The following is a 23,589-nucleotide window of genomic DNA, read 5'->3' as shown; positions in this document are numbered from 1 at the left end:
GTCAGCTCCGGGGGTACTGAGGCCCCGGCACGGGACGGCCCGGACCGTGGGCGGAGGCAGGGCCGGACGCGGGTGAGGGGGCGGCGTGCCGGTCGAGCCCGGCCAGCGCCTCGCGCAGCCCGCGGTGCACGTCCTCGTACACCTCGAGGTGGCCCGAGACCGCGAGACGGTCGGCGTCCTCCAGGCGTCTCAGCTGGACGTCCACGGGGGCGTGCCCCGTCGGCTCGACGCGCAGCCCCAGCGGGCGCGGCCCGTCGTCCTCTTCCTCCGCTTCCCCGGGCTGCGCGGCCTCGTCCGCGTCCGCGTACTCCGCCGCCGCGAGGGCCCCCGGGGGGTGGGGCGTCTCTTCTCCGGCGGATTCCGCTTGTTCCGCAGGTCCCGTGGCGTCCGCCGCCTCTGCGGGGTCCGCGTCCTGCTGCGCCGGCAGTGCGCCCGGCATCGACTCGCTCATGCCCCTGACGCTACCGCTTCAGGCGCACGCCGCGGGTCCGGCCCGTGCGTGCGGGCTCAGGTGCCCCGCGCCGCGCGCGCTCGCGACCGCGCGGCCGGGACGACCAGCGGCGTCCCCGACTCGGGATCCTCGATCACCCTGCACGGCATGCCGAAGACCTCCTCCACGAGGCGCGCGGTGACGACGTCGCCCGGGGCGCCCTCCGCGACGACTTCGCCGCCGCACATCGCGATGAGGTGTGTGGCGTAGCGCGCCGCGTGGTTGAGGTCGTGCAGCACCGCCACGAGTGTGCGGCCCTCCTCCTCGTGCAGCCGGGCGCACAGGTCGAGGACCTCGATCTGGTGGGCGATGTCGAGATACGTGGTCGGCTCGTCCAGGAGCAGCAGCGGCGTCTGCTGCGCGAGCGCCATGGCGATCCACACGCGCTGCCGCTGGCCGCCCGAGAGCTCGTCGACGAAGCGGCTCTCCAGGTCCTCAACGCCGGTCGCCTCCATCGACTCCCGCACGACCCGCTCGTCCTCACGCGACCACTGGCGCAGCAGGCTCTGGTGCGGGTAGCGGCCGCGCGCCACGAGGTCCGCGACGGTGATCCCGTCGGGCGCGACGGACGACTGCGGCAGCAGCCCGAGGGTGCGTGCCAGCTTCTTCGCGGGCATCCCGCCGATGTCGGCGCCGTCCAGCAGTACGGATCCGGCGGCGGGCCTGAGCATGCGGGAGAGGGCGCGCAACAGCGTCGACTTTCCGCACGCGTTGGGGCCGACGACCACCGTGAAGGACTTGTCCGGCACGGCGACGGTGAGTCCCTCGGAGACGGTGCGCCGGTCGTAGGCGAGGGTGAGGTCCTCGCCGGTGAGCCGGGGGGCGCCGCTCGCCGAAGTGCCCTCGGATCGCGGGGACTTCGGTGCCTTCGCCTCCTGCGGAGCCTCCGGGGTCTGCTGCCTGGTCACGCTCGCCGTCCTCGCACTGTTGCCTCTACCGGTCGTCGCATCCGTCGTCGCACCCGTCATCGCGTCCGCCGCGTTCTCGCCGCTCATATCCGTCCCGCCCTGCGCTCGGTCGCCAGCAGCCACACCAGATAGCCGCCGCCCAGGACACCGGTGACCACGCCGACTGGCAACTCGCGTCCCCCGAACACCCGTTGGGCGGCGAAGTCCGCGGTGATCAGCAGCGCGGCACCCATGCACATCGACGGCAGCAGGTTCGGTCCGGGCGACTTCGTCAGACGCCTCGCCAGCTGCGGCGCCGTCAGCGCCACGAAGGCGACGGGCCCGGCGGCAGCCGCCGCGAGGGCCACCAGGAGTACCGCGGCAGCGAGCAGCACGAGCCGCACCCACTCCACCCGTACGCCCAGCGCACCGGCCGCGTCGTCGCCCATCTCCATCATGCGCAGGGCTCGTTCGCACCCGAGCAGTACGACCGGGACCAGCACCGCCATGGCCCCGAGCAGCGGCATCGCGTCGTCCCAGCCGCGCCCGTCCAGGCTGCCCGTCATCCACAGCACCGCGCGCCCGGCCTCGGTGATCTGGGCCTTGGTGAGGAGATAGCCGTTGACTCCGGTGAGCATCGCGGCGACGCCGATGCCGACGAGCACCAGCCGGTAGCCGTGCAGCCCTCCCCGCCAGGCCAGCCCGTACACGGCGATGCCGGTGATGACGCCGCCGAGCATCGCACCGCCCGCGAGCGCGGCGCTGCCACCGCCGACGATCACGATGGCGGTCAGCGCACCGGTCGCGGCGCCGTGGGTGAAGCCCAGCACGTCGGGGCTTCCGAGCGGATTGCGCACCACCGCCTGGAAGACCGCGCCGGACAGTGCCAGCGCGGCACCCACCGTGAGAGCCGTCACCGTGCGCGGCAGCCGCAACTCGCCCACGATGAAGGCGTCCGACGGTGCGCCCTGCCCTGCCAGCGTGCGGAGCACGTCCGCGGGCGACATCGGGTACTCGCCGCTGCCGATGGCGAAGACGCCCACGACGAGGGCCAGCACCGCACAGGCCGTGCCCGCCAGTACCGCTCGCGGGCGGAAGCTGACGGAGTAACCGCCCGCGGTACGTATCACGCTCACGCTTGTGCCACCCTCCGGCGCCGCACGAAGTAGAGGAAGAACGGCCCTCCGAGTACCACGGTCAGGATGCCGACCTGCAACTCCGCGGGCCGCCCGAGCACACGCCCCAGAACGTCCGCGCCGAGCATCAGCACCGGCGCCAGCAGCGCGCAGTAGGGCAGCAGCCAGCGCAGGTCCGGGCCCGTCAGGGAGCGCACCATGTGCGGCACCATCAGGCCGACGAAGACGATGGGGCCGCAGGCCGCCGTCGCCGCACCGCACAGCAGCGTCACGGCCACGATGGCTGTGGCGCGCGTGAGTTCGGGACGTGAGCCGAGGGCGCGCGCCGCGTCCTCGCCCAGCGCGAGCGCGTTGAGCGGACGGGCCAGCGCCAATGCCAGCAGGACACCTGCCAGCACGAACGGCAGCGCCTTGAGGTTGGTGTCGTCCTGCGCGCGGGCCAGCGAGCCGACCGTCCAGAAGCGCATGCGGTCCAGCGAGGCCGTGTCCAGCAACTGCACGGCGTTGACATAGGAGATGAGCGCCGCGTTCAGCGCCGTACCGGCGAGGGCGAGCCGCGCGGGCGTCGCCCCCCGGCCGCCGCCCACCGCGTACACGGCCACCGAGACGGCCGCGGCGCCGGCGAACGCGAAGCCGATGTAGCCGGTGTAGCCCGAGACTCCGAAGAAGGAGATCGCTGTGACCACGGCCGCCGCGGCGCCGCCGTTGATGCCGAGCAGGCCGGGATCCGCGAGCGGGTTGCGGGTCAGCGCCTGCATCACGCCGCCCGCAAGCCCGAGGGCCGCTCCGGCGAGCAACCCGAGGACGGTGCGCGGCAGGCGCATCTCGTGGACGACCGAATAGGACGCCGATGCGGGGTCCGTCAGGCCGTTCAGCACCTCCGCAGGTGAGAGCTGCTTCGCCCCGACGGCGATGCTCAGGGCGAGGACGAGCACCAACAGGCCCGCGGCGCCCAGCAGTCCGGCGGCGCGGAGCACGACGGCGGTGCGGCCGCCGCCCTTGGCGGGGTCACCCCTCCGTTCCGCCGGCTCGTCCTTGCGGGCGCTTCCCGTCCGTACGGACTCCCCCTCCTGCGGGGGGCTTTCGTCCTGTCCGGGACCTGCGGCCGCCGAACTTCCCGATGTCTGGCGGGACTTGATGAGAGTCACGTACGGGCTCCGGTCGGGGACGGGGGCGTGGGACACCCGGCCACTGGACAACAACGACTTTGGTTAGGTTAACCTAACTCGCATCCCGGCCACAGCCGCCCGAAAGACACCGAGGAAGAGAAGGCTCTGTCATGCCCCATTCGTCCGCGTCCCCCAGTCTCTCCCGCCGCGGTCTGCTGGCCGCAGGCGGTGCCGTGGGACTCGGTGCTCTGCTCACCGCCTGCGGCAACGACGGCGGTTCGAAATCCGGCTCCGGCAAGGGCGGAGGCGCCTGGTCCTTCACGGACGACCGCAAGAAGAAGATCAGCCTCGACGCCGCACCGAAGCGCATCGTCGCTTACGTCGGCACCGCCGCGGCCCTGCACGACTTCGGCGCCGGCGACGCGATCGTCGGCGTGTTCGGCCCGACGAAGAAGAAGAACGGCGAGCCGGACGTGTTGGCCGGCGACCTGAACGTGAAGAAGCTGGAGGTCATCGGCAACGCCTTCGGCGAGTTCGACATCGAGAAGTACGCGAAGGTCCGTCCCGACCTGCTGGTGACGAACATGTACGTCAAGGACGCGCTCTGGTACGTGCCGGAGGAGAGCAAGGGGAAGATCCTCAAGCTCGCCCCGTCCCTGGCGCTGAAGACCGCCGAGACGTCCATGCTGGACACCATCAAGCGCTTCGCCGAACTCGCCGAGTCGCTCGGCGCCGACCTCAAGGCCAAGCGCGTCACCGACGCCAAGGACCGCTTCGAGAAGGCCTCCGAGAGGCTGCGCAAGGCGGCGAAGTCGAGCGGCGGCCTCAAGGTGATGGCCGCCTCCGGCGCCCCGGACCTCATGTATGTCTCCGACCCCTCAGCGAACGCCGACCTGCGGTACTTCAAGGAGCTCGGCGTCGACATCGTCGTACCGAAGAAGCTCAGCAAGCAGGGCTTCTTCGAGGAGCTGAGCTGGGAGAACGCCGACAAGTACAAGGCCGACGTGATCATGCTGGACAACCGGACGCAGGCTCTCCAGCCCGCCGCCCTCAAGTCCAAGCCCACCTGGTCGGACCTGCCCGCGGTCAAGGACGGCCAGGTCACCACGTGGGACGCCGAGCCCCGCTTCTCCTACGCGGGCGCGGCCCCGATCCTCGAGCAGCTCGCCAAGGCGATCGAGGACGCGAAGAAGACCACCTGAGCGGCGGTACGGGCGGCGGCAGGTCCGCCGCCCGGCCGCGCTCCCGACGTTCCGGATCCCGTTCCGGACCTCGATCCGCCGCACACGCGGCGCACTTCACACGCTCCACGGCCCGCCGCGTCCGCGGCCGGAGTAGCCCCCTAGCCCAAGCACCCACGCACGGCACGGCCCAGCCCGGGAGGAGAGCCGCAGCATGAGCACCGCAGCCCCCGAAGCCCCCGCCCGCACCATCCCGTTCGAGTTCTTCGACACCTACGTCGTACGGACTCGCCGGCTGGGCCCGACGATGCTGCGCATCACCTTCGGGGGCGAGTCGCTGCGGCACTTCACCTCCGGCGGGCGCGACCAGCGCTTCAAACTCTTCCTGCCGCACCCGGGCCAGGACGCGCCGGTCGTCCCGACCGACGCGGGCGACGCGTGGTTCACCGTCTGGCGTTCCATGGACCCGTCCGTGCGCGGCATCATGCGCTCCTACACCGTGCGGGAGCAGCGCCGTTTCCCGCAGGACGAGCTGGACATCGACTTCGCCCTGCACGGCGTCGGTGATCCGTCCGAGGCGGCCTCGGCCGGCTTCGTACCGGCGGGACCGGCCTCCCGGTGGGCCGCCACCGCGCGCCCCGGCGACCGGGTCACCCTCCTCGGCCCCACCGTGGACGACAACGGCGGTGTCGACTTCCGGCCGGCGCCCGGTACCGACTGGGTACTGATCAGCGGTGACGAGACGGCGCTGCCCGCGATCGCGGGAATCCTCGAGTGGCTGGCGCCGGGCACCCCGGCCAAGGTGTGGATCGAGGTGCCGAACGCCGAGGACATCCAGGAGCTCCCGACGGCCGCGGACGCCGACATCACCTGGCTCGTACGGGACAACACCACCGAGAACCGCACCGACTTCCATCTCGCGTCCATCGCCTCTGCCCGCCTTCCCGAGGGCACCCCGTACGCGTGGATCGCGGGCGAGGCCGGAACCGTCAAGGCACTGCGCCGTCATCTGGTCGGCGAGCGCGGATTCGACCGCAAGAGGGTGAAGTTCACCGGCTACTGGCGGATGGACACCAGCGAGGAGCAGCTCGTCGAGGAGGCCGTGGCCGGCGCCGCGACCGCCGGAAGCGACTGAGGAGAAGGACCAGGGCGCCGCCGGGGCGACTTCCTCCAGGCTCGGGAGCACGCCAGGCCCGGGATGGCCTGCAGGCTTCAGGAGGGAAGGGCCCCTGGCGGCGCCCTCTGTGTCCCGCCCCTTTCCCTTCCTCAAGGTCCCGGCCGCGTCGCTCTCCTCAAAGTCCCAGCCGCGCAAGGGCCTTGTCCGCCTCCAGCGAGCAACTGCCCTCGCCCGCGGCGGTCCACGCCGCCGCGCACAACGCCCGCAGCCCGTCGAGTACTTCGCCCTCGCCCTCGAGCACGAACTCCTCCGAGCCCGCCGTGGCGGTCCAGCCGCCGCACCCGAAGCCGGTCCCGGCATCGCCGCCCAACTCCGGGTGCGGCTGCGCCAGTCCGCGCAGATCCCGGGCGACGTATGCCGGGCGGTGCTCGGGCCGGGCGGCGAGCAGCTGCGCCGCGTCGGTCACCCCGGTCAGCACGAGCAGGGAGTCGACGCCGCCGACGTGCGCGCCCTCGATGTCGGTGTCCAGGCGGTCGCCGACGACCAGGGGCCGCCTGGCCCCCGTACGGAGAATGGTCTCCCGGTGCATCGGCGGCCGCGGCTTCCCCGCGATCTGCGGCTCCGGAGCGTCGCACATCCACCGGGTCGCCATGCGGACGACCTCGACGGCCGCGCCATTGCCGGGCAGTATGCCCCGGTCCCCGGGGACGGTGACGTCGGCGTTCGAGGCGAACCACGCGGCGCCCCTTCCGACGGCGAGCGCCGCCTCGCCGAGCCGTCCCCACTCCAGCTGCGGGCCGCCGTAGCCCTGCGCGACGACGGCCGGTTCGTCGTCCGCCGATCCGACGAGGCTCATCCCCTGCTCGCGCAGCGCCTGCCGGAGACCTTCGCCGCCGACGGCCAGTACCCGCGCTCCCTGCGGATGCTGATCGGCGATGAGACGTGCCACCGCCTGCGCCGAGGTGATCACGTCGCTCGCGTCCGCCGGGACGCCCAGGTCGCACAGGTGCGCCGCGACGGCCTCCGGCGTGCGTGAGGCGTTGTTCGTCACATACGCCAGCCGCATGCCGGCCTCCCGCGCCTCCTCCAACGACCGCACGGCGTGCGGCACCGCATCGCCCGCGACGTAGACCACGCCGTCCAGGTCCAGCAGCGCCGTGTCGTACGCCTCCCGCAGGGCCCGGCCGCTTCCGGAAGGGCTCGTACGCACAGTGCCCGCCATCGTCTCTCGCTCTCCTCGCAACGGATCTCTCCTCACCCGACTCCCCCGATGATGCAGCCCCGCACCGCCAGGGCCGCTCCGCCCCCGGGACGGAGTCCGGCATAGCATGCGGTAATGACCACCGACGGCCTCCGGCTCACTCCTTTTCGCGGCCTGCGCTACGCACCCGGGAAGGTCGGCTCCCTCGCCGCGGTGACCTCGCCGCCGTACGACGTGGTGGTCCGCCCCGACGAACTGCGCCACCTGGAGACGGCGGACCCGTACAACATCGTCCGGCTGATCCTGCCGCAGGCCACCGAGGCGGCCGACAGGCAGGCCAAGGCCGCGGCGACGCTGCGTTCCTGGCGTGCCGAGGGCGTACTGGCGCTGGACCACCGACCGGCGCTCTACGTCTACGAGCAGCGCCGCGGCGACCTTCTTCAGCGCGGACTCATCGGTGCGCTGCGGCTCTCCGCGCCCGAGGAGGGCGTCGTGCTCCCGCACGAGGGCGTCATAGCCGAGATCGTGGAGGACCGTGCGGCGCTGATGCGCGCCACCGGGGCCAATCTGGAGCCGCTGCTCCTCTCCTACCGTGGCGACGGCACGGTGACCGGTGCGACAGCCGTCATCGAACGGGCAGCGCTCCGCGCACCGTTGCTCTCCACGACGACCGAGGACGGCTTCTCACACCGCCTGTGGTCCCTGACCGATCCAACCGAACTCGCCGAGATCGAGGCCGACTTGTCCCGGCACCGGGCTCTCATCGCGGACGGGCACCACCGCTGGGCGACATATCTCCGGCTCCGCGGCGAACACCGGAAACTCGAAGAGACCGGCGAAGGCAGCGAGAACGGCGGCCCCGGCGAGGACACCGGATCCGCCAACGGCCTCTCCGCGCCCTGCGGTTCACCCTGGGACCACGGCCTCGTCCTGCTCGTCGACACGGTCCGCCACCCGCTGCGGGTGCAGGCCATCCACCGGGTGCTTCCCAGGCTGCCGCTCGAACAGGCCCTGCATACCGCCGAGTCCGAAGGCGCCTTCCGCGTACGGGCCCTGGGGACCGTGCCGCTGCCTCAGGCGCTGCGCACCCTGGACGAGACCCCCGGCAACGCCTTCCTGCTCACCGACGGCGGCGGCTTCCATCTGCTGCAGGACCCCGCTCCCCGTCTGCTGGAGGCCCTCGGTCCCGGCCGTCCCGAGTCGTGGCGCCGCCTGGACGCGACCGTGCTGCACTCCGTGCTGCTCGACGAGGTGTGGCGGGTGCCCGACCTGCCGGAGGAGATCAGCTACATCCACGACGCCGCCGCAGCCGTCGGCAAGGCTGCCCGGGCGGGCGGAACGGCGGTTCTGATGAGGCCCGTGCGGGAAGAAGTCGTACGTGAACTCGCCGAGCAGGGCGTGATGATGCCCCGCAAGTCGACCTCCTTCGGCCCGAAACCGGCGACCGGTCTGGTGCTCCGCGTCCTCGGTGACGACGCCTGAGGATTTCCCGCTCCCTGTGACGCTCGTGACCCACCCCGCTCCGCCCTTACCACGGCATAGTTAGGGTAGCCTTACCTCACCGCACTCTCCGTGCGGTGCATGAAGACGATGCCCGCGTCAGGGAGGACAGTTCATGAGCAGCAGGTCACACCTGCTCAACGACGGGACGGCGGAGCACTACCGGCGCTCCGTCACCGAAGGCGTCGACCGCGTGGCCGACAGGATCGCCCGCACCGAGCGCCCCTTCACCGGAGTCACCCCGTCCCAACTCGGCCCGGCCGTCCACGGCATCGACCTGGAAGAGCCCCTGGGTGACCCGGCCGCAGCCCTCGACGAACTGGAGAGCGTCTACCTCCGCGACGCCGTCTACTTCCACCACCCGCGCTATCTCGCGCACCTCAACTGCCCGGTGGTCATCCCGGCGGTCCTGGGTGAAGCAGTGATCTCGGCCGTCAACTCCTCGATGGACACCTGGGACCAGAGCGCGGGCGGCACGCTGATCGAGCGTCATCTGATCAAGTGGACCGCCGAGCGCATCGGCCTCGGCACCGCCGCCGACGGCATCTTCACCAGCGGCGGTACGCAGTCCAATCTGCAGGCCCTGCTGCTGGCAAGGGACGAAGCCTGCCGCCTGGTGGAGAAGAACTCCCCCACCCCGCTCCGGAAGCCGGAGATACTGCCGCGGCTTCGCATCCTCACCTCCGAGTGCAGCCACTTCAGCATCGAGAAGGCCGCCACGCTGCTCGGCCTGGGAGCCGACGCCGTCGTCGCCGTACCGTGCGACGAGGACCGCAAGATGCGCACCTCCGCCCTCGCGGCCGAACTCGAGAGGTGCGAGCGCGAGGACCTGGTGGTGATGGCCGTCGTGGCCACCGGCGGCACCACTGACTTCGGCAGCATCGACCCGCTGCCCGAAATCGCCGACCTGTGCGAGCAGTTCGGCACGTGGCTGCACGTGGACGCGGCCTACGGCTGCGGTCTGCTGGTATCCCGGCGCCGCGCTCTGCTGGAGGGCATCGAGCGCGCCGACTCGGTCACCGTGGACTACCACAAGTCCTTCTTCCAGCCGGTCAGTTCGAGCGCCGTGCTCGTACGCGACCAGGCCACGCTGCGCCATGTCACGTACCACGCGGACTATCTCAACCCGGCGCGGATGGCCGAGAACGACATCCCCAATCTGGTCGACAAGTCCATCCAGACCACGCGCCGCTTCGACGCCCTCAAACTGTGGCTGACGCTGCGCATCATGGGCGCGGCCGGCATCGGTGAGCTCTTCGACGAGGTGGTGGACCGGGCGGCCGACGCATGGCGGATGCTGCGCGACGACCCCCGCTTCGAGGTCGTCACCCGGCCTCAGCTGAGCACCCTCGTCTTCCGCTACCTGCCGCCCTCACCGGCCGGCCAGTCCCTCACGGACGACGTCAACCTCCATGCCCGGCACGCTCTTTCGGCTTCCGGCGAGGCAGTCATCGCGTCCACCGTCGTCGACGGACGTCACTACCTGAAGTTCACACTGCTCAACCCCGAGACCTCCCTCGACGACATCGCCACCGTCCTCGACCTCATCGCCGAGCACGCGGGCCGCCGCTTCACGGAACGGCGTGGCGGCCTCGAAGCCCAGCTCCCGGACCCGGAACCGGTCCACCCCCGCGCCAGCTGACCGCCTGCCCCCGGAGACCCGGAGACCTTTGTGTCCACCCCACAAGACACCACCCACGTACACGACTTCATAGCCATCGGCCTCGGCCCCTTCAATCTCGGCCTCGCCTGCCTGACCGAACCGGTCGGCGAGCTTGACGGCCTGTTCCTCGACGACAAGCCCGAGTTCGACTGGCACTCGGGCATGCTGCTCGAAGACGCCACGCTGCAGACCCCGTTCATGTCCGATCTGGTCACCCTCGCCGATCCCACCTCGCCTTTCTCCTTCCTCAACTATCTGAAGGAGTCCGGCCGCCTCTACTCGTTCTACATACGCGAGAGCTTCTATCCGCTGCGGGCCGAGTACAACGACTACTGCCGCTGGGCCGCAGGGAAGCTGGATTCGGTGCGGTTCGGAAACCGCGTCAGCAGCGTCGAGTTCGACGAGGGCGAAGAGGTGTACGTCGTCCGCGCCGACGACCTCGCTGCCGGGGAGCAGCGCACGTACCGGAGCAGGAAGCTCGTGCTCGGCACCGGCACGCCGCCCCACATCCCGGACTCATGCCGCGGCCTCGGCGGGGACTTCATACACAACTCCCGCTATCTGGAGCACAAGGCTCAGCTGCAGAAGAAGAAGTCCATCACGGTCGTCGGCAGCGGCCAGAGCGCCGCCGAGATCTACTACGACCTGCTCCAGGAGATCGGCGGCCACGACTACCACCTCACCTGGGTCACCCGCTCCCCGCGCTTCTTCCCGCTCGAATACACCAAGCTGACGCTGGAGATGACCTCCCCGGAGTACGTGGACTACTTCTACAGCCTCCCGCCGGCCACGCGGGACGAACTCGTCGCCTCGCAGAAGAACCTCTACAAGGGCATCAACACCGAGCTGATCGACGGGATCTTCGACCTGCTCTACCAGAAGAGCATCGGCGGTCCCTGCCCGACGCGGCTGATGACCAACACCTCGCTGACGGACGCCTCCTACGACGCCGCTGCCGGCTCGTACACCCTCGGCCTGCGCCAGGAGGAGCAGAAGCAGGACTTCACCCTCACCACCGAGGGACTCGTCCTCGCCACCGGATACCGCTATCGCACGCCCGAGTTCCTCGCCCCCATCGCCGACCGCGTCGAATGGGACGAGCAGGGCCGCTTCGACGTCCGGCGCAACTACCGCGTCGACAACGGCATGAGCGCCGGCCGGGAGATCTACGTGCAGAACGCCGAACTGCACACCCATGGCTTCGTCACGCCGGACCTCGGCATGGCCGCGTACCGCAACTCGTGCATCATCCGCGAACTGCTCGGCCGCGAGTACTACCCGATCGAACAGTCCATCGCCTTCCAGGACTTCAGCGCCCCCGTGCCCGACGCGGCGCCGGCGCCCGCCACCCGGACGGAGGTTCCGCACCCATGAGCAGCGCCCGTACAAACTCCGGCGGAGCCACCGCCACCGTGCACACCCGCACCGACCCGCACCTGGGCCGCTTCGCCCTGCGGCCCGTCGACCCGGCGGGCGACGCCGAACTGCTGCACACCTGGGTCACCGACCCGAAGTCGGCCTTCTGGCTGATGCAGGAGGCGTCGCTCACCGACGTGGAGCGGGAGTTCATGAACATCGCCGCCTCCGAGCACCACGACGCCTACCTCGGACTGCACGAGGGCGAGCCGCGCTTCCTCATGGAGCGCTACGACCCCGCACACGTGGAGCTCAAGGGCCTCTACGAGGCACAGACAGGCGACGTCGGCATGCACTTCCTGTGCGCTCCGACCAACACCCCCCTCCACGGCTTCACCCTCGCCGTGATCACCACCGTGATGGACATGCTCTTCGCCGACCCGGACACCCGCCGGGTCGTCGTCGAACCGGACGTGCGCAACACCGCCGTGCACGCACTCAACGAAGCGGTCGGCTTCCGCATCGAGCGCACCATCGCCAAGCCCGAGAAGGACGCCTACCTGAGCATGTGCACCCGGGAGCAGTTCGAGGACGCACGCAAGGCCCTTGAGACCCGAGAGGCCGGCGGTACCCGCGAGAACCCAGGAGAGACGAAGAACCGATGACCACCCCCACATCCCTCTCCCCACGCGAGGCAGTCGCCCATCTCACGCCCGAGCGCTGGGACTTGGCCAACCGGTTGCTCGTACGCAAGGCGCTGGCCGAGTTCACCCACGAACGGCTTCTCACGCCGGCGCCGATACCGTCGCAGGACGGGCAGCCCACGGACCGGTACTCCGTCAACAGCGACGACGGCACCACCGAATACCGGTTCACCGCACGGCAGTTCGCCCTCGACCACTGGCAGATCGACGCCGGCAGCATCACCCGCCACCGCGACGGCAGCCAACTGCCCCTCGACGCCCTCGCGTTCATCACCGAACTGCGGGACTCGCTGCGCCTGGGTGCGGAGATCCTGCCCGTCTATCTCGAAGAGATCAGCTCCACCCTCTCCAGCACGGCGTTCAAGCTGGCCCGTACACCCGTAAGCGCCGACCGGCTGGCCCGCTCCGGCTTCCAGGAGATCGAGGCGGGCATGACCGAAGGTCACCCGTGCTTCGTCGCCAACAACGGCCGCCTCGGCTTCGACATCGCCGAATACCTGGCCTACGCGCCCGAAGCCGGCGCCCCCGTACGGCTGATCTGGGTCGCCGCCCACCGCGACCACGCCACCTTCACCGCGGCCGCGGACCTCAGCTACGACAAGCTGCTGCTCTCGGAGCTGTCCGCGCAGACGCTGCGCCGCTTCTCCGCCGCGATGAAGGAGGAAGGCCTCGAACTGGACGATTACTTCCTCATCCCCGTCCATCCATGGCAGTGGTGGAACAAGCTGTCCGTCACCTTCGCCGCCGAGGTCGCACGCCGCAATCTCGTCTGCCTCGGCCACGGGGACGACGAGCACCTCGCCCAGCAGTCCATCCGGACCTTCTTCAACGCCACCAACCCGGTCAAGCACTATGTGAAGACGGCCCTGTCCGTCCTCAACATGGGCTTCCTGCGCGGCCTTTCGGCCGAGTACATGAAGGCCACGCCCGCCATCAACGACTGGCTGGCCCGCCTCATCTCCGAGGACGACGTGCTGCGCGAGACGGGCCTCTCGGTGCTCCGCGAGTGCGCCGCCGTCGGCTACCACCCCGCACCCTACGAAGCGGCCGCCGCCAAGGGCTCCCCGTATCTGAAGATGCTCGCCGCCCTGTGGCGCGAGAGCCCCGTACCGCTTCTCGCACCGGGTGAGCGGCCGGCGACGATGGCGTCCCTGCTCCACACCGACGCCGAGGGCGCCTCCCTGGCCACCTCGCTCATCGAGCAGTCGGGCCTGGACGCGGCGACCTGGCTGCGCCGGTACCTCGATGCGTATCTCACGCCGCTTCTGCACTGCTTCTACGAGTACGACCTGGTCTTCATGCCGCACGGCGAGAACGTCATCCTCGTCCTCGACGAGGACGGCGTCCCCAAACGGGCGATCTTCAAGGACCTCGCCGAAGAGGTGGCGGTCATGAGCGCGGACGCCGAACTCCCCCCGGAGGTCGAACGCATCCGCGCCGACGTACCGGAGGAGAAGAAGCTCCTCTCCATCTTCACCGACGTCTTCGACTGCTTCCTGCGCTTCCTCAACGGGATCCTCGCCGGCAACGGAACGCTGGACGAGGAGGCGTTCTGGTCCGCGGTCGCCGACTGCGTCCGCGACTACCAGAAGTCCGCACCGCACCTGGCCGAACGCTTCGAGCGCTACGACCTCTTCGCGGACACCTTCGCGCTCTCCTGCCTCAACCGCCTTCAGCTGCGCAACAACCAGCAGATGGTGGACCTGCAGGATCCGGCGGGCGCACTCCAGCTCGTCGGCGAGCTCGAGAACCCGCTGGCGCGCTTCGCCCCGTAGTCCCCGTCCCTTCCTGGACACGAGAGGAGGCGGGAGCCCGCTGCGGGCTCCCGCCTCCTCATGTCTTCCGGCTGCTCCCCCGGCTCACTCGGACGTGGTGCCGCCGCCGTCCGCGGAGGTCTCTTCCTCAGGAGCCTCACCTTCGGGAGCGTCATTCTCGACGCCGTCTTCCTCCGCATCCGGGTCGAGGGCGTCGATGAACTCCACTCCGTCGAGCTCGGCCAGTCTGTCCGACGCGTCCGTCGACCCGCTCTGGTCGGCCTCCAGCGCCTTGGCGAACCACTCCCGCGCCTCGTCCTCGCGGCCGACCTCCAGCAGAGCGTCGGCATACGCATAGCGCAGGCGGGCAGTCCACGGCTGCTGGGAACCGGACGCGAGCTCGGGGCTCTGCAGAGTCACCACGGCAGCCTCGGCCTGGCCCATGTCCCGACGGGCCCCCGCCGCGACGAGACGCATCTCCACCTGCCCGGCCTTGTCCAGCTTCTGCACCTCGGGCTCGCCGGCCATCGCGAGGGCCTTCTCGGGCCGGCCCATGCCGCGCTCGCAGTCGGCCATCACCGGCCACAGGTGCTGCAGCCCCGTCATCCGCCGTGCGGCACGGAACTCCGCCAGCGCCTCGGCGTACTTCTCCACGGCGTACGCGGCGAAGCCGGCCGCCTCACGCACCGACGGCACACGGGAAGCCAGCCGCAGAGCGACGCGCGCATAGCCGTAGGCCGCCTGCGGATCCTCGTCCAGAAGCCTGGCAACCATGACGAGGTTCTTCGCGACGTCCTCTGCGAGCGTCTTCGGCAGACTCATCAGCTCCTGCCGGACGTCCTTGTCGATCTCGGCACCGGTCACGTCATCGTCGATGGGCAGCCGCTTCGGCGCATCGCGGTCCAGACGCCTGTCGTCCCGGCGGCCTTCCCGGCGATCGTCCCGGCCGGGGCCTCGAGAGGGCCCTCCGCGGTCGTCGCGCCCCCGGAAACCACCACGCCGGTCCCGATCGTCCCGACCACGGCCCCCGCCTTGACCATAAGGACGCCGACCACTCCCGCCCCGCTCATCATCCCGACCACGGCCGCCGCCCTGACCGTAAGGACGCCGACCACCACTCGTGCCGCGCTCATCATCCCGGCGGGGCCCCCGCGAGCCCTCATCCCGACGGGTCCCACGCGGTCCGTCATCCCGGCGCGGGCCACGCGGGCTGTCGTCCCGACGGCCTTGGCGCGGCCCGCCAGAACGGCCCTTGTCCGGCCGAGGACCGCCAGAGCGGCTCCTGTCCGGCCGGGGCCCGCCACCGCGGCTCTCGCCCCGCCTCTCGGGCTGACCCTTCTTGTCGTCGCTCCGCCCACCTGGACGGAAGCCACCCCCGCGCGGCCTGTCGCGGTCCTTCCCCTCGTCACGCCGGCCGTCCCTACGTCCGTCATCGCGTCGGTAGCCGCTCCGCCCACGGTTCTCGCCGCTTCCCGCGCGCCCATCGCGCTTTCCCCCACGGGGACGGTCCTCGCCGCTCCCCGGACCGGACCGACGAGGACGGGGCTCAGGCCGATCGTCTGGCGAATCGGTGGACATCGACGTGACTCCTGTCTGCGGTACGGGACCTCTCTGCGAGGCCCGCACACTTGCAATATCGAAAACAAAAAAAGCCCGTGGCCCACAGCGCATGCACGCTGTGGGCCACGGGCCCTTAATAATAGTTCGGCGGTGACCTACTCTCCCACACGCTCCCGCATGCAGTACCATCGGCGCTGTAAGGCTTAGCTTCCGGGTTCGGAAAGTAACCGGGCGTTTCCCTCACGCTATGACCACCGAAACACACCCCCCGGCACAACGGCCGGGGAAAACTCATGTGTGTGTCAGCGCACTCTTCAATTAAAACCAGCTGAACAACATGGGGTTGTTGTTTCAGATACCGCACAGTGGACGCGAGCAAATCTGTGGTCAAGCCCTCGGCTTATTAGTACCGGTCAACTCCAACCCTCACGGGTCTTCCATATCCGGCCTATCAACCCGGTCATCTCCCGGGAGCCTTAACCCCACACGGGGGTGGGAGTCCTCATCTCGAAGCAGGCTTCCCGCTTAGATGCTTTCAGCGGTTATCCCTCCCGAACGTAGCCAACCAGCCATGCTCCTGGCGGAACAACTGGCACACCAGAGGTTCGTCCGTCCCGGTCCTCTCGTACTAGGGACAGCCCTTCTCAAGACTCCTACGCGCGCAGCGGATAGGGACCGAACTGTCTCACGACGTTCTAAACCCAGCTCGCGTACCGCTTTAATGGGCGAACAGCCCAACCCTTGGGACCGACTCCAGCCCCAGGATGCGACGAGCCGACATCGAGGTGCCAAACCATCCCGTCGATATGGACTCTTGGGGAAGATCAGCCTGTTATCCCCGGGGTACCTTTTATCCGTTGAGCGACGGCGCTTCCACAAGCCACCGCCGGATCACTAGTCCCGACTTTCGTCCCTGCTCGACCCGTCAGTCTCACAGTCAAGCTCCCTTGTGCACTTACACTCACCACCTGATGACCAACCAGGCTGAGGGAACCTTTGGGCGCCTCCGTTACATTTTAGGAGGCAACCGCCCCAGTTAAACTACCCACCAGACACTGTCCCTGATCCGGATCACGGACCCAGGTTAGACATCCAGCACGATCAGAGTGGTATTTCAACAACGACTCCACACCCGCTGGCGCGAATGCTTCACAGTCTCCCACCTATCCTACACAAACCGAACCGAACACCAATATCAAGCTGTAGTAAAGGTCCCGGGGTCTTTCCGTCCTGCTGCGCGAAACGAGCATCTTTACTCGTAGTGCAATTTCACCGGGCCTATGGTTGAGACAGTCAAGAAGTCGTTACGCCATTCGTGCAGGTCGGAACTTACCCGACAAGGAATTTCGCTACCTTAGGATGGTTATAGTTACCACCGCCGTTTACTGGCGCTTAAGTTCTCAGCTTCGCCACACCGAAATGTGACTAACCGGTCCCCTTAACGTTCCAGCACCGGGCAGGCGTCAGTCCGTATACATCGCCTTACGGCTTCGCACGGACCTGTGTTTTTAGTAAACAGTCGCTTCTCGCTGGTCTCTGCGGCCACCACCAGCTCCCCCAGCACGTGGGATCACCAGCCGTGGCCCCCCTTCTCCCGAAGTTACGGGGGCATTTTGCCGAGTTCCTTAACCATAGTTCACCCGAACGCCTCGGTATTCTCTACCAGACCACCTGAGTCGGTTTCGGGTACGGGCCGCAACAGCACTCGCTAGAGGCTTTTCTCGACAGCATAGGATCATCCACTTCACCACAATCGGCTCGGCATCAGGTCTCACCCTCAACAGGGAGCGGATTTGCCTACTCCCCGAGCTACACCCTTACCCCGGGACAACCACCGCCCGGGCTGGACTACCTTCCTGCGTCACCCCATCACTCACCTACTACAAGCTCGGTCCGCCGGCTCCACCACACCAGCAGCATCCCGAAGGACACCACTGGGGGCTTCACGGGCTTAGCATCACCTGATTCAGCGTTGGCGCACTGCCACGGGTACCGGAATATCAACCGGTTATCCATCGACTACGCCTGTCGGCCTCGCCTTAGGACCCGACTTACCCTGGGCAGATCAGCTTGACCCAGGAACCCTTAGTCAATCGGCGCACACGTTTCTCACGTATGTATCGCTACTCATGCCTGCATTCTCACTCGCATACCGTCCACAACTCGCTTCCACGGCTGCTTCACCCGGCACACGACGCTCCCCTACCCACCCCAACAGGCGTTAGCCCTCATGTTGGAGTGACACGACGTCGGCGGTGTGCTTGAGCCCCGCTACATTGTCGGCGCGGAATCACTTGACCAGTGAGCTATTACGCACTCTTTCAAGGATGGCTGCTTCTAAGCCAACCTCCTGGTTGTCTCTGCGACTCCACATCCTTTCCCACTTAGCACACGCTTAGGGGCCTTAGTCGATGCTCTGGGCTGTTTCCCTCTCGACCATGGAGCTTATCCCCCACAGTCTCACTGCCGCGCTCTCACTTACCGGCATTCGGAGTTTGGCTAAGGTCAGTAACCCGGTAGGGCCCATCGCCTATCCAGTGCTCTACCTCCGGCAAGAAACACACGACGCTGCACCTAAATGCATTTCGGGGAGAACCAGCTATCACGGAGTTTGATTGGCCTTTCACCCCTAACCACAGGTCATCCCCCAGGTTTTCAACCCTGGTGGGTTCGGGCCTCCACGAAGTCTTACCTCCGCTTCACCCTGCCCATGGCTAGATCACTCCGCTTCGGGTCTTGAACACGCTACTCAAACGCCCTCTTCGGACTCGCTTTCGCTACGGCTCCCCCACACGGGTTAACCTCGCAACATGCCGCAAACTCGCAGGCTCATTCTTCAAAAGGCACGCAGTCACGACACAGGAAGAAAACTCCCTGTGCGACGCTCCCACGGCTTGTAGGCACACGGTTTCAGGTACTCTTTCACTCCGCTCCCGCGGTACTTTTCACCATTCCCTCACGGTACTATCCGCTATCGGTCACCAGGGAATATTTAGGCTTGACGGGTGGTCCCGCCAGATTCACACAGGATTTCTCGGGCCCCATGCTACTCGGGTGGTCCTCAAACAAGTTGCCGACATTTCAGCTACGGGGGTCTTACCCTCTACGCCGGGCCTTTCGCATACCCTTCGCCTACATCAACAATTTCTGACTCGCCGACCGGCCGGCAGACCGATCAAGAGAACTCCCACAACCCCGTACATGCAACCCCTGCCGGGTCTCACACACATACGGTTTAGCCTCATCCAGTTTCGCTCGCCACTACTCCCGGAATCACCGTTGTTTTCTCTTCCTGCGGGTACTGAGATGTTTCACTTCCCCGCGTTCCCTCCACACACCCTATACATTCAGATGCGGGTGACAGCCCATGACGACTGCCGGGTTTCCCCATTCGGACACCCCCGGATCACAGCTCGGTTGACAACTCCCCGGGGCCTATCGCGGCCTCCCACGTCCTTCATCGGTTCCTGGTGCCAAGGCATCCACCGTGCGCCCTTAAAAACTTGGCCACAGATGCTCGCGTCCACTGTGCAGTTCTCAAACAACAACCAGCCACCCACCACCCCAGACACAAAGCCTGAGTACACCAGGGCCGGCAACCAAGAGACACACACCACCACCAACACAACAGCGGCGGCGCCCGCACTCTCAGACACCCAACAGCGCGCCCAACACCACCCCGCACAGACCGATTGCTTTCCACGCCGAAGCAGTACTCACAACCGCCCCACAGGACGGTGCCGAATAGTCAACGTTCCACCCATGAGCAGACCACCGTCGGACACTCGCCGACGAAGTGGCTCCTGGACTCTCCTCCCGCGACGAGGCCGCGGAGGGAAGAGTCTTGGTGCTCCTTAGAAAGGAGGTGATCCAGCCGCACCTTCCGGTACGGCTACCTTGTTACGACTTCGTCCCAATCGCCAGTCCCACCTTCGACGGCTCCCTCCCACGAGGGGTTGGGCCACCGGCTTCGGGTGTTACCGACTTTCGTGACGTGACGGGCGGTGTGTACAAGGCCCGGGAACGTATTCACCGCAGCAATGCTGATCTGCGATTACTAGCGACTCCGACTTCATGGGGTCGAGTTGCAGACCCCAATCCGAACTGAGACCGGCTTTTTGAGATTCGCTCCACCTCACGGCATCGCAACTCATTGTACCGGCCATTGTAGCACGTGTGCAGCCCAAGACATAAGGGGCATGATGACTTGACGTCGTCCCCACCTTCCTCCGAGTTGACCCCGGCAGTCTCCCGTGAGTCCCCAGCACCACAAGGGCCTGCTGGCAACACGAGACAAGGGTTGCGCTCGTTGCGGGACTTAACCCAACATCTCACGACACGAGCTGACGACAGCCATGCACCACCTGTACACCAACCACAAGGGGGGCTGTGTCTCCACAGCTTTCTGGTGTATGTCAAGCCTTGGTAAGGTTCTTCGCGTTGCGTCGAATTAAGCCACATGCTCCGCCGCTTGTGCGGGCCCCCGTCAATTCCTTTGAGTTTTAGCCTTGCGGCCGTACTCCCCAGGCGGGGCACTTAATGCGTTAGCTGCGGCACGGACAACGTGGAATGTCGCCCACACCTAGTGCCCAACGTTTACGGCATGGACTACCAGGGTATCTAATCCTGTTCGCTCCCCATGCTTTCGCTCCTCAGCGTCAGTATCGGCCCAGAGATCCGCCTTCGCCACCGGTGTTCCTCCTGATATCTGCGCATTTCACCGCTACACCAGGAATTCCGATCTCCCCTACCGAACTCCAGCCTGCCCGTATCGAATGCAGACCCAGGGTTAAGCCCCGGGCTTTCACATCCGACGTGACAGGCCGCCTACGAGCTCTTTACGCCCAATAATTCCGGACAACGCTCGCACCCTACGTATTACCGCGGCTGCTGGCACGTAGTTAGCCGGTGCTTCTTCTGCAGGTACCGTCACTTGCGCTTCTTCCCTGCTGAAAGAGGTTTACAACCCGAAGGCCGTCATCCCTCACGCGGCGTCGCTGCATCAGGCTTCCGCCCATTGTGCAATATTCCCCACTGCTGCCTCCCGTAGGAGTCTGGGCCGTGTCTCAGTCCCAGTGTGGCCGGTCGCCCTCTCAGGCCGGCTACCCGTCGTCGCCTTGGTAGGCCATCACCCCACCAACAAGCTGATAGGCCGCGGGCTCATCCTGCACCGCCGAAGCTTTCCACCCCCAAGGATGCCCAAGGAAGTAGTATCCGGTATTAGACCCCGTTTCCAGGGCTTGTCCCGAAGTGCAGGGCAGATTGCCCACGTGTTACTCACCCGTTCGCCACTAATCCACCCCCGAAGAGGCTTCATCGTTCGACTTGCATGTGTTAAGCACGCCGCCAGCGTTCGTCCTGAGCCAGGATCAAACTCTCCGTGAATGCCTCAAAAGACAGACCACAAAGAGCGGCACAACCAGGAGGAATAATCCCAGTCGTGCACAGCGTCCTCGCTGTCATCAAAGAAATCCACACCCCCAAAAACCCGGGGATGCGGGGTATCAACATATCTGGCGTTGACTTTTGGCACGCTGTTGAGTTCTCAAAGAACGGACGCTTCCATCACAACCCTGTCACAGGCCACTCCGGGCGCTTCCCTCTCGGTGTCACTACGTTAGCGGATTTCCTCGCCCGACTCCTAATCGGAGTCTTGAGGCCAGTTTTTGGCGCACCAAAAACGAACCCCGTTGGGGAAATCGTAGGTAGTGTTTGATCGCATCCGATGAGTTTCCTCGGCTTCGAGGCCGTGGCTACTACCTATCGGTTTCAGCGACTCTGTCAACGTTAGATCTTCCGACCTTCAGAGTCAAGTGACCTCTGGCGGCGCCGGGGTTGATGTGGCCGGTAAGGACTCACCGTGGGGTCCTGGTCGATCCAGTAGCGCCACGGATGCATCGCCCCCGCTCCCCCCACACCGGTCCGGGGACCGCTGCGCAGCTGTGTGCCGGCAGCGGCCTCACCAGCCAGTATGCGGAGCGGTGCATGCTCTTCCGTGCCGCAGAGATCCGTGCCGTTCAGCGTTCGGTCCACGTCCAGGGCCGTGGCCAGCCGGGCCGGGCCCTTGGCCAGTTCCGTGTCCTTCCGCGCCTTCGGGCGTCGCTTCCGCGCATGCTCCCCGCCCGTGAGGATCTCGCCGGCGCGCAGCAGCACCCCGCTCGCATGGCCCTCGGCTCCGCAGACGAGGTTGAGGCTGAACCACATGCCGTAGATGAAGTAGACGTACGCGTGCCCGGGAGGTCCGAACATCGTGGCGTTGCGCTGTGTGCGGCCCTTGTAGGCGTGCGAACCCGGGTCGGCCTCTCCCGCGTACGCCTCCACCTCCGTGAGGCGCAGAACGATCTGCCCGTCGGGTGCCGTGCGTACGAGGTAGCGGCCCAGTAGTTCGGGCGCGACCTCGAGGACAGGGCGGTCGAAGAACGAACGGGGCAGCGGTGTGTGGCTGTCGTCGTTCCCTCGCGTACGGTCTCCGCCGGTGATCATGCCGACAGAGGGTAACGGAGCCGGAGGTCTGTGCTTCAAGCCGGTCGTCGATCATCCTGCTCTGATGCTGGAACCGTCGGACGTCGCCGGGCGTACCTCGTAGCGAAGTGCCGAGCACGTCACGAGTGATCAGAAGAGACGCACAGGAAGTACCTGGGAGGGACTTGAGAGATGGGTTTCAAGAAGCTGTTCGCAAGCTTGGGGGTCGGGAGTGCGTCGGTGGACACCGTGCTGCACGAGCCGAACGTGGTGCCGGGCGGCGTCGTACAGGGGGAGGTGCACATCGAGGCCGGCTCCGTCGACCAGCAGATCCAGGGCCTGTCCGTCGGGCTCATGGCGAAGGTCGAGGTGGAGACCAACGACGGTGAGCTGAAGCAGAACATCGAGTTCGGCAGGCAGCAGCTCGGGGGTGCTCTGGACCTGAAGGAAGGCGCCCGGCACACCGTTCCGTTCCGGCTGGACGTGCCGTGGGAGACGCCGATCACGATGTTCATGGGGCAGCAGCTCACGGGGATGCACATCGGGGTCTCGACGGAGCTCGCGATCGCCCAGGCCGTCGACTCCACGGACATCGACCCCGTGAACGTCCACGCGCTCCCCGCGCAGCAGGCGATCCTGGACTCCTTCGGGACACTCGGCTTCCGCTTCAAGACGGCCGACATGGAGAAGGGGCGGATCCGGGGTACGCGCCAGCAGCTGCCCTTCTACCAGGAGATCGAGTTCCTGGCGCCGCAGCAGTACCGGGGGCTGTCGCAGGTCGAGCTGTCGTTCGTGGCGGACGGCCGTCAGATGGACGTCGTCATGGAGATGGACAAGACGCCGGGCCTCTTCACCAGCGGCAGCGACTCCTACCGCGCGTTCCAGGTGGATCTGACCGACTTCCACCAGACGGACTGGACGGCCTTCATCAACCAGTGGCTCACGGAGGTCGGGGGGCGCCGCAACTGGCTGTGAGTCCGGGGCCGCTGCCGCCGCCGGGCGCCGGTGCGAGCGTGGGTCAGCCGAGGAGCACCGACAGCGGTGCGTCCCGCACCGACCAGTAGCCGACCGCCGCCGTGAAGACGTTCACGGCGGTGGCGGCGGCCTTGGGGTCGGCCTGTTCGAAGCCCGGCCAGCCGGCGGTCATCAGCACGTATCCGCCGGTCTCTCCCCACCAGGAGAGGTCGGTGAGGGAGTCGGCCAGCGCGTCCCAGTTGTGCCCGAACCAGCCGGGCAGTTCGAGGCCGGTGGCACATCGGTTCATGAATTCAGCCTTGTCGGTGACGTCGCTGAGATCGATCACCGCTCCGGTCCAGTTCGCGGCGTCCGCCTGCATCAGGACGTGTGGGCCGACGGAGTCGCAGCGGTACACGCCGGGGGGCACGGTGCCCTCGAACAGCCCCGGCAGCCCTGCGTCGGGCAGTTCGGGAAGTTCGGGCAGTTCCACGGGACTGGTCATCGTCGCACCA

General features: G+C 67.3%; 17 protein-coding genes and 3 rRNA genes. 8 read left to right on the top strand and 12 right to left on the bottom strand.

Annotation, left to right across the window (positions count from 1 at the left end; translation table 11 throughout):
• Position 1: 1 nt before the first annotated feature.
• The 4 genes from G4Z16_RS27660 to G4Z16_RS27645 form a co-directional block, all read right to left on the bottom strand.
• Positions 2-451, bottom strand: a complete 450-nt coding sequence (locus tag G4Z16_RS27660) for a hypothetical protein (RefSeq protein ID WP_197353330.1) — start codon at positions 449-451, stop codon at positions 2-4.
• A 56-nt stretch (positions 452-507) separates the two neighbouring features.
• A complete protein-coding gene (locus G4Z16_RS27655; RefSeq protein ID WP_246531099.1) occupies positions 508-1,398 on the bottom strand; it encodes an ABC transporter ATP-binding protein in 891 nt (296 codons plus the stop codon).
• Positions 1,399-1,481: 83 nt separating this feature from the next.
• Positions 1,482-2,513 (bottom strand): FecCD family ABC transporter permease, encoded by a 1,032-nt coding sequence (locus G4Z16_RS27650; RefSeq protein ID WP_197353329.1) that lies wholly within the window; start codon positions 2,511-2,513, stop codon positions 1,482-1,484.
• Complete coding sequence (locus G4Z16_RS27645; RefSeq protein ID WP_197354959.1) at positions 2,510-3,490, bottom strand: FecCD family ABC transporter permease; 981 nt, start codon at positions 3,488-3,490, stop codon at positions 2,510-2,512. The genes G4Z16_RS27650 and G4Z16_RS27645 overlap by 4 nt, the downstream gene beginning before the upstream one ends.
• Positions 3,491-3,792: 302 nt before the next feature.
• Here G4Z16_RS27645 and G4Z16_RS27640 point away from each other — a divergent pair, with 302 nt between their 5' ends.
• Together G4Z16_RS27640 and G4Z16_RS27635 are read left to right on the top strand one after the other, a co-directional pair.
• A complete protein-coding gene (locus tag G4Z16_RS27640; RefSeq protein WP_197353328.1) occupies positions 3,793-4,824 on the top strand; it encodes an ABC transporter substrate-binding protein in 1,032 nt (343 codons plus the stop codon).
• A 193-nt stretch (positions 4,825-5,017) separates the two neighbouring features.
• Complete coding sequence (locus G4Z16_RS27635; RefSeq protein WP_197353327.1) at positions 5,018-5,938, top strand: siderophore-interacting protein; 921 nt, start codon at positions 5,018-5,020, stop codon at positions 5,936-5,938.
• A 157-nt stretch (positions 5,939-6,095) separates the two neighbouring features.
• On the opposite strand, the gene G4Z16_RS27630 is transcribed toward G4Z16_RS27635, so the two are convergent.
• Entirely contained in the window at positions 6,096-7,142 is a 1,047-nt protein-coding gene (locus G4Z16_RS27630) for an HAD hydrolase-like protein (RefSeq protein ID WP_197353326.1), read from the bottom strand.
• A gap of 114 nt (positions 7,143-7,256) precedes the next feature.
• Between G4Z16_RS27630 and G4Z16_RS27625 the strand changes: the two genes are divergently transcribed.
• The 5 genes from G4Z16_RS27625 (at position 7,257) to G4Z16_RS27605 (ending at position 14,119) form a co-directional block, all read left to right on the top strand.
• Positions 7,257-8,603, top strand: coding sequence for a DUF1015 family protein (locus G4Z16_RS27625; protein WP_197353325.1), 1,347 nt, complete (start codon positions 7,257-7,259; stop codon positions 8,601-8,603).
• A 133-nt stretch (positions 8,604-8,736) separates the two neighbouring features.
• Positions 8,737-10,263 carry a pyridoxal phosphate-dependent decarboxylase family protein gene (locus G4Z16_RS27620; RefSeq protein ID WP_197353324.1) on the top strand — a complete coding sequence of 509 codons (1,527 nt, stop codon included), beginning with the start codon at positions 8,737-8,739 and terminating at the stop codon, positions 10,261-10,263.
• 30 nt (positions 10,264-10,293) lie between these two features.
• A complete protein-coding gene (locus tag G4Z16_RS27615; protein ID WP_197353323.1) occupies positions 10,294-11,658 on the top strand; it encodes a lysine N(6)-hydroxylase/L-ornithine N(5)-oxygenase family protein in 1,365 nt (454 codons plus the stop codon).
• Positions 11,655-12,305, top strand: a complete 651-nt coding sequence (locus tag G4Z16_RS27610) for a GNAT family N-acetyltransferase (RefSeq protein ID WP_197353322.1) — start codon at positions 11,655-11,657, stop codon at positions 12,303-12,305. Before G4Z16_RS27615 ends, G4Z16_RS27610 begins: the two co-directional genes overlap by 4 nt.
• The gene (locus G4Z16_RS27605) at positions 12,302-14,119 is read left to right on the top strand and encodes an IucA/IucC family protein (protein ID WP_197353321.1); all 1,818 of its coding nucleotides are present in this window, start codon (positions 12,302-12,304) and stop codon (positions 14,117-14,119) included. Before G4Z16_RS27610 ends, G4Z16_RS27605 begins: the two co-directional genes overlap by 4 nt.
• A gap of 84 nt (positions 14,120-14,203) precedes the next feature.
• Here G4Z16_RS27605 and G4Z16_RS27600 read toward each other — a convergent pair whose 3' ends face one another.
• From G4Z16_RS27600 to G4Z16_RS27575, 6 genes are all read right to left on the bottom strand, one after another.
• Positions 14,204-14,980 (bottom strand): tetratricopeptide repeat protein, encoded by a 777-nt coding sequence (locus tag G4Z16_RS27600; protein ID WP_197354958.1) that lies wholly within the window; start codon positions 14,978-14,980, stop codon positions 14,204-14,206.
• Positions 14,959-15,216: a hypothetical protein gene (locus G4Z16_RS27595; protein ID WP_197355075.1), complete on the bottom strand. Its 258-nt coding sequence runs from the start codon at positions 15,214-15,216 to the stop codon at positions 14,959-14,961. Before G4Z16_RS27595 ends, G4Z16_RS27600 begins: the two co-directional genes overlap by 22 nt.
• 584 nt (positions 15,217-15,800) lie before the next feature.
• A 5S ribosomal RNA gene (rrf, locus tag G4Z16_RS27590) occupies positions 15,801-15,917 on the bottom strand.
• Between the two features lie 124 nt (positions 15,918-16,041).
• Positions 16,042-19,167 (bottom strand): 23S ribosomal RNA (locus G4Z16_RS27585).
• A 349-nt stretch (positions 19,168-19,516) separates the two neighbouring features.
• Positions 19,517-21,043: ribosomal RNA gene (locus tag G4Z16_RS27580) — 16S ribosomal RNA — on the bottom strand.
• The 16S, 23S and 5S rRNA genes sit together here, the layout of an rRNA operon.
• A 402-nt stretch (positions 21,044-21,445) precedes the next feature.
• Positions 21,446-22,141 (bottom strand): DNA-3-methyladenine glycosylase, encoded by a 696-nt coding sequence (locus tag G4Z16_RS27575; protein ID WP_197353320.1) that lies wholly within the window; start codon positions 22,139-22,141, stop codon positions 21,446-21,448.
• A gap of 171 nt (positions 22,142-22,312) precedes the next feature.
• Here G4Z16_RS27575 and G4Z16_RS27570 point away from each other — a divergent pair, with 171 nt between their 5' ends.
• Complete coding sequence (locus G4Z16_RS27570; protein WP_197353319.1) at positions 22,313-23,095, top strand: sporulation protein; 783 nt, start codon at positions 22,313-22,315, stop codon at positions 23,093-23,095.
• Positions 23,096-23,138: 43 nt separating this feature from the next.
• Here G4Z16_RS27570 and G4Z16_RS27565 read toward each other — a convergent pair whose 3' ends face one another.
• Positions 23,139-23,579: a barstar family protein gene (locus G4Z16_RS27565; RefSeq protein ID WP_197353318.1), complete on the bottom strand. Its 441-nt coding sequence runs from the start codon at positions 23,577-23,579 to the stop codon at positions 23,139-23,141.
• Positions 23,580-23,589: the final 10 nt, after the last annotated feature.

This window comes from Streptomyces bathyalis, assembly GCF_015910445.1.
GTDB lineage: Bacteria > Actinomycetota > Actinomycetes > Streptomycetales > Streptomycetaceae > Streptomyces > Streptomyces bathyalis.
This window is presented reverse-complemented; position numbering and strand designations above follow the sequence as displayed.

What these genes read in the sequence shown, in the direction of transcription:
- G4Z16_RS27660 (WP_197353330.1), bottom strand. Translation starts at nt 451, where the DNA reads ATGAGCGAGTCGATGCCGGGCGCACTGCCGGCGCAGCAGGACGCGGAC.
- G4Z16_RS27640 (WP_197353328.1), top strand. Translation starts at nt 3,793, where the DNA reads ATGCCCCATTCGTCCGCGTCCCCCAGTCTCTCCCGCCGCGGTCTGCTG.
- G4Z16_RS27635 (WP_197353327.1), top strand. Translation starts at nt 5,018, where the DNA reads ATGAGCACCGCAGCCCCCGAAGCCCCCGCCCGCACCATCCCGTTCGAG.
- G4Z16_RS27630 (WP_197353326.1), bottom strand. Translation starts at nt 7,142, where the DNA reads ATGGCGGGCACTGTGCGTACGAGCCCTTCCGGAAGCGGCCGGGCCCTG.
- G4Z16_RS27625 (WP_197353325.1), top strand. Translation starts at nt 7,257, where the DNA reads ATGACCACCGACGGCCTCCGGCTCACTCCTTTTCGCGGCCTGCGCTAC.
- G4Z16_RS27620 (WP_197353324.1), top strand. Translation starts at nt 8,737, where the DNA reads ATGAGCAGCAGGTCACACCTGCTCAACGACGGGACGGCGGAGCACTAC.
- G4Z16_RS27610 (WP_197353322.1), top strand. Translation starts at nt 11,655, where the DNA reads ATGAGCAGCGCCCGTACAAACTCCGGCGGAGCCACCGCCACCGTGCAC.
- G4Z16_RS27605 (WP_197353321.1), top strand. Translation starts at nt 12,302, where the DNA reads ATGACCACCCCCACATCCCTCTCCCCACGCGAGGCAGTCGCCCATCTC.
- G4Z16_RS27575 (WP_197353320.1), bottom strand. Translation starts at nt 22,141, where the DNA reads ATGATCACCGGCGGAGACCGTACGCGAGGGAACGACGACAGCCACACA.
- G4Z16_RS27570 (WP_197353319.1), top strand. Translation starts at nt 22,313, where the DNA reads ATGGGTTTCAAGAAGCTGTTCGCAAGCTTGGGGGTCGGGAGTGCGTCG.
- G4Z16_RS27565 (WP_197353318.1), bottom strand. Translation starts at nt 23,579, where the DNA reads ATGACCAGTCCCGTGGAACTGCCCGAACTTCCCGAACTGCCCGACGCA.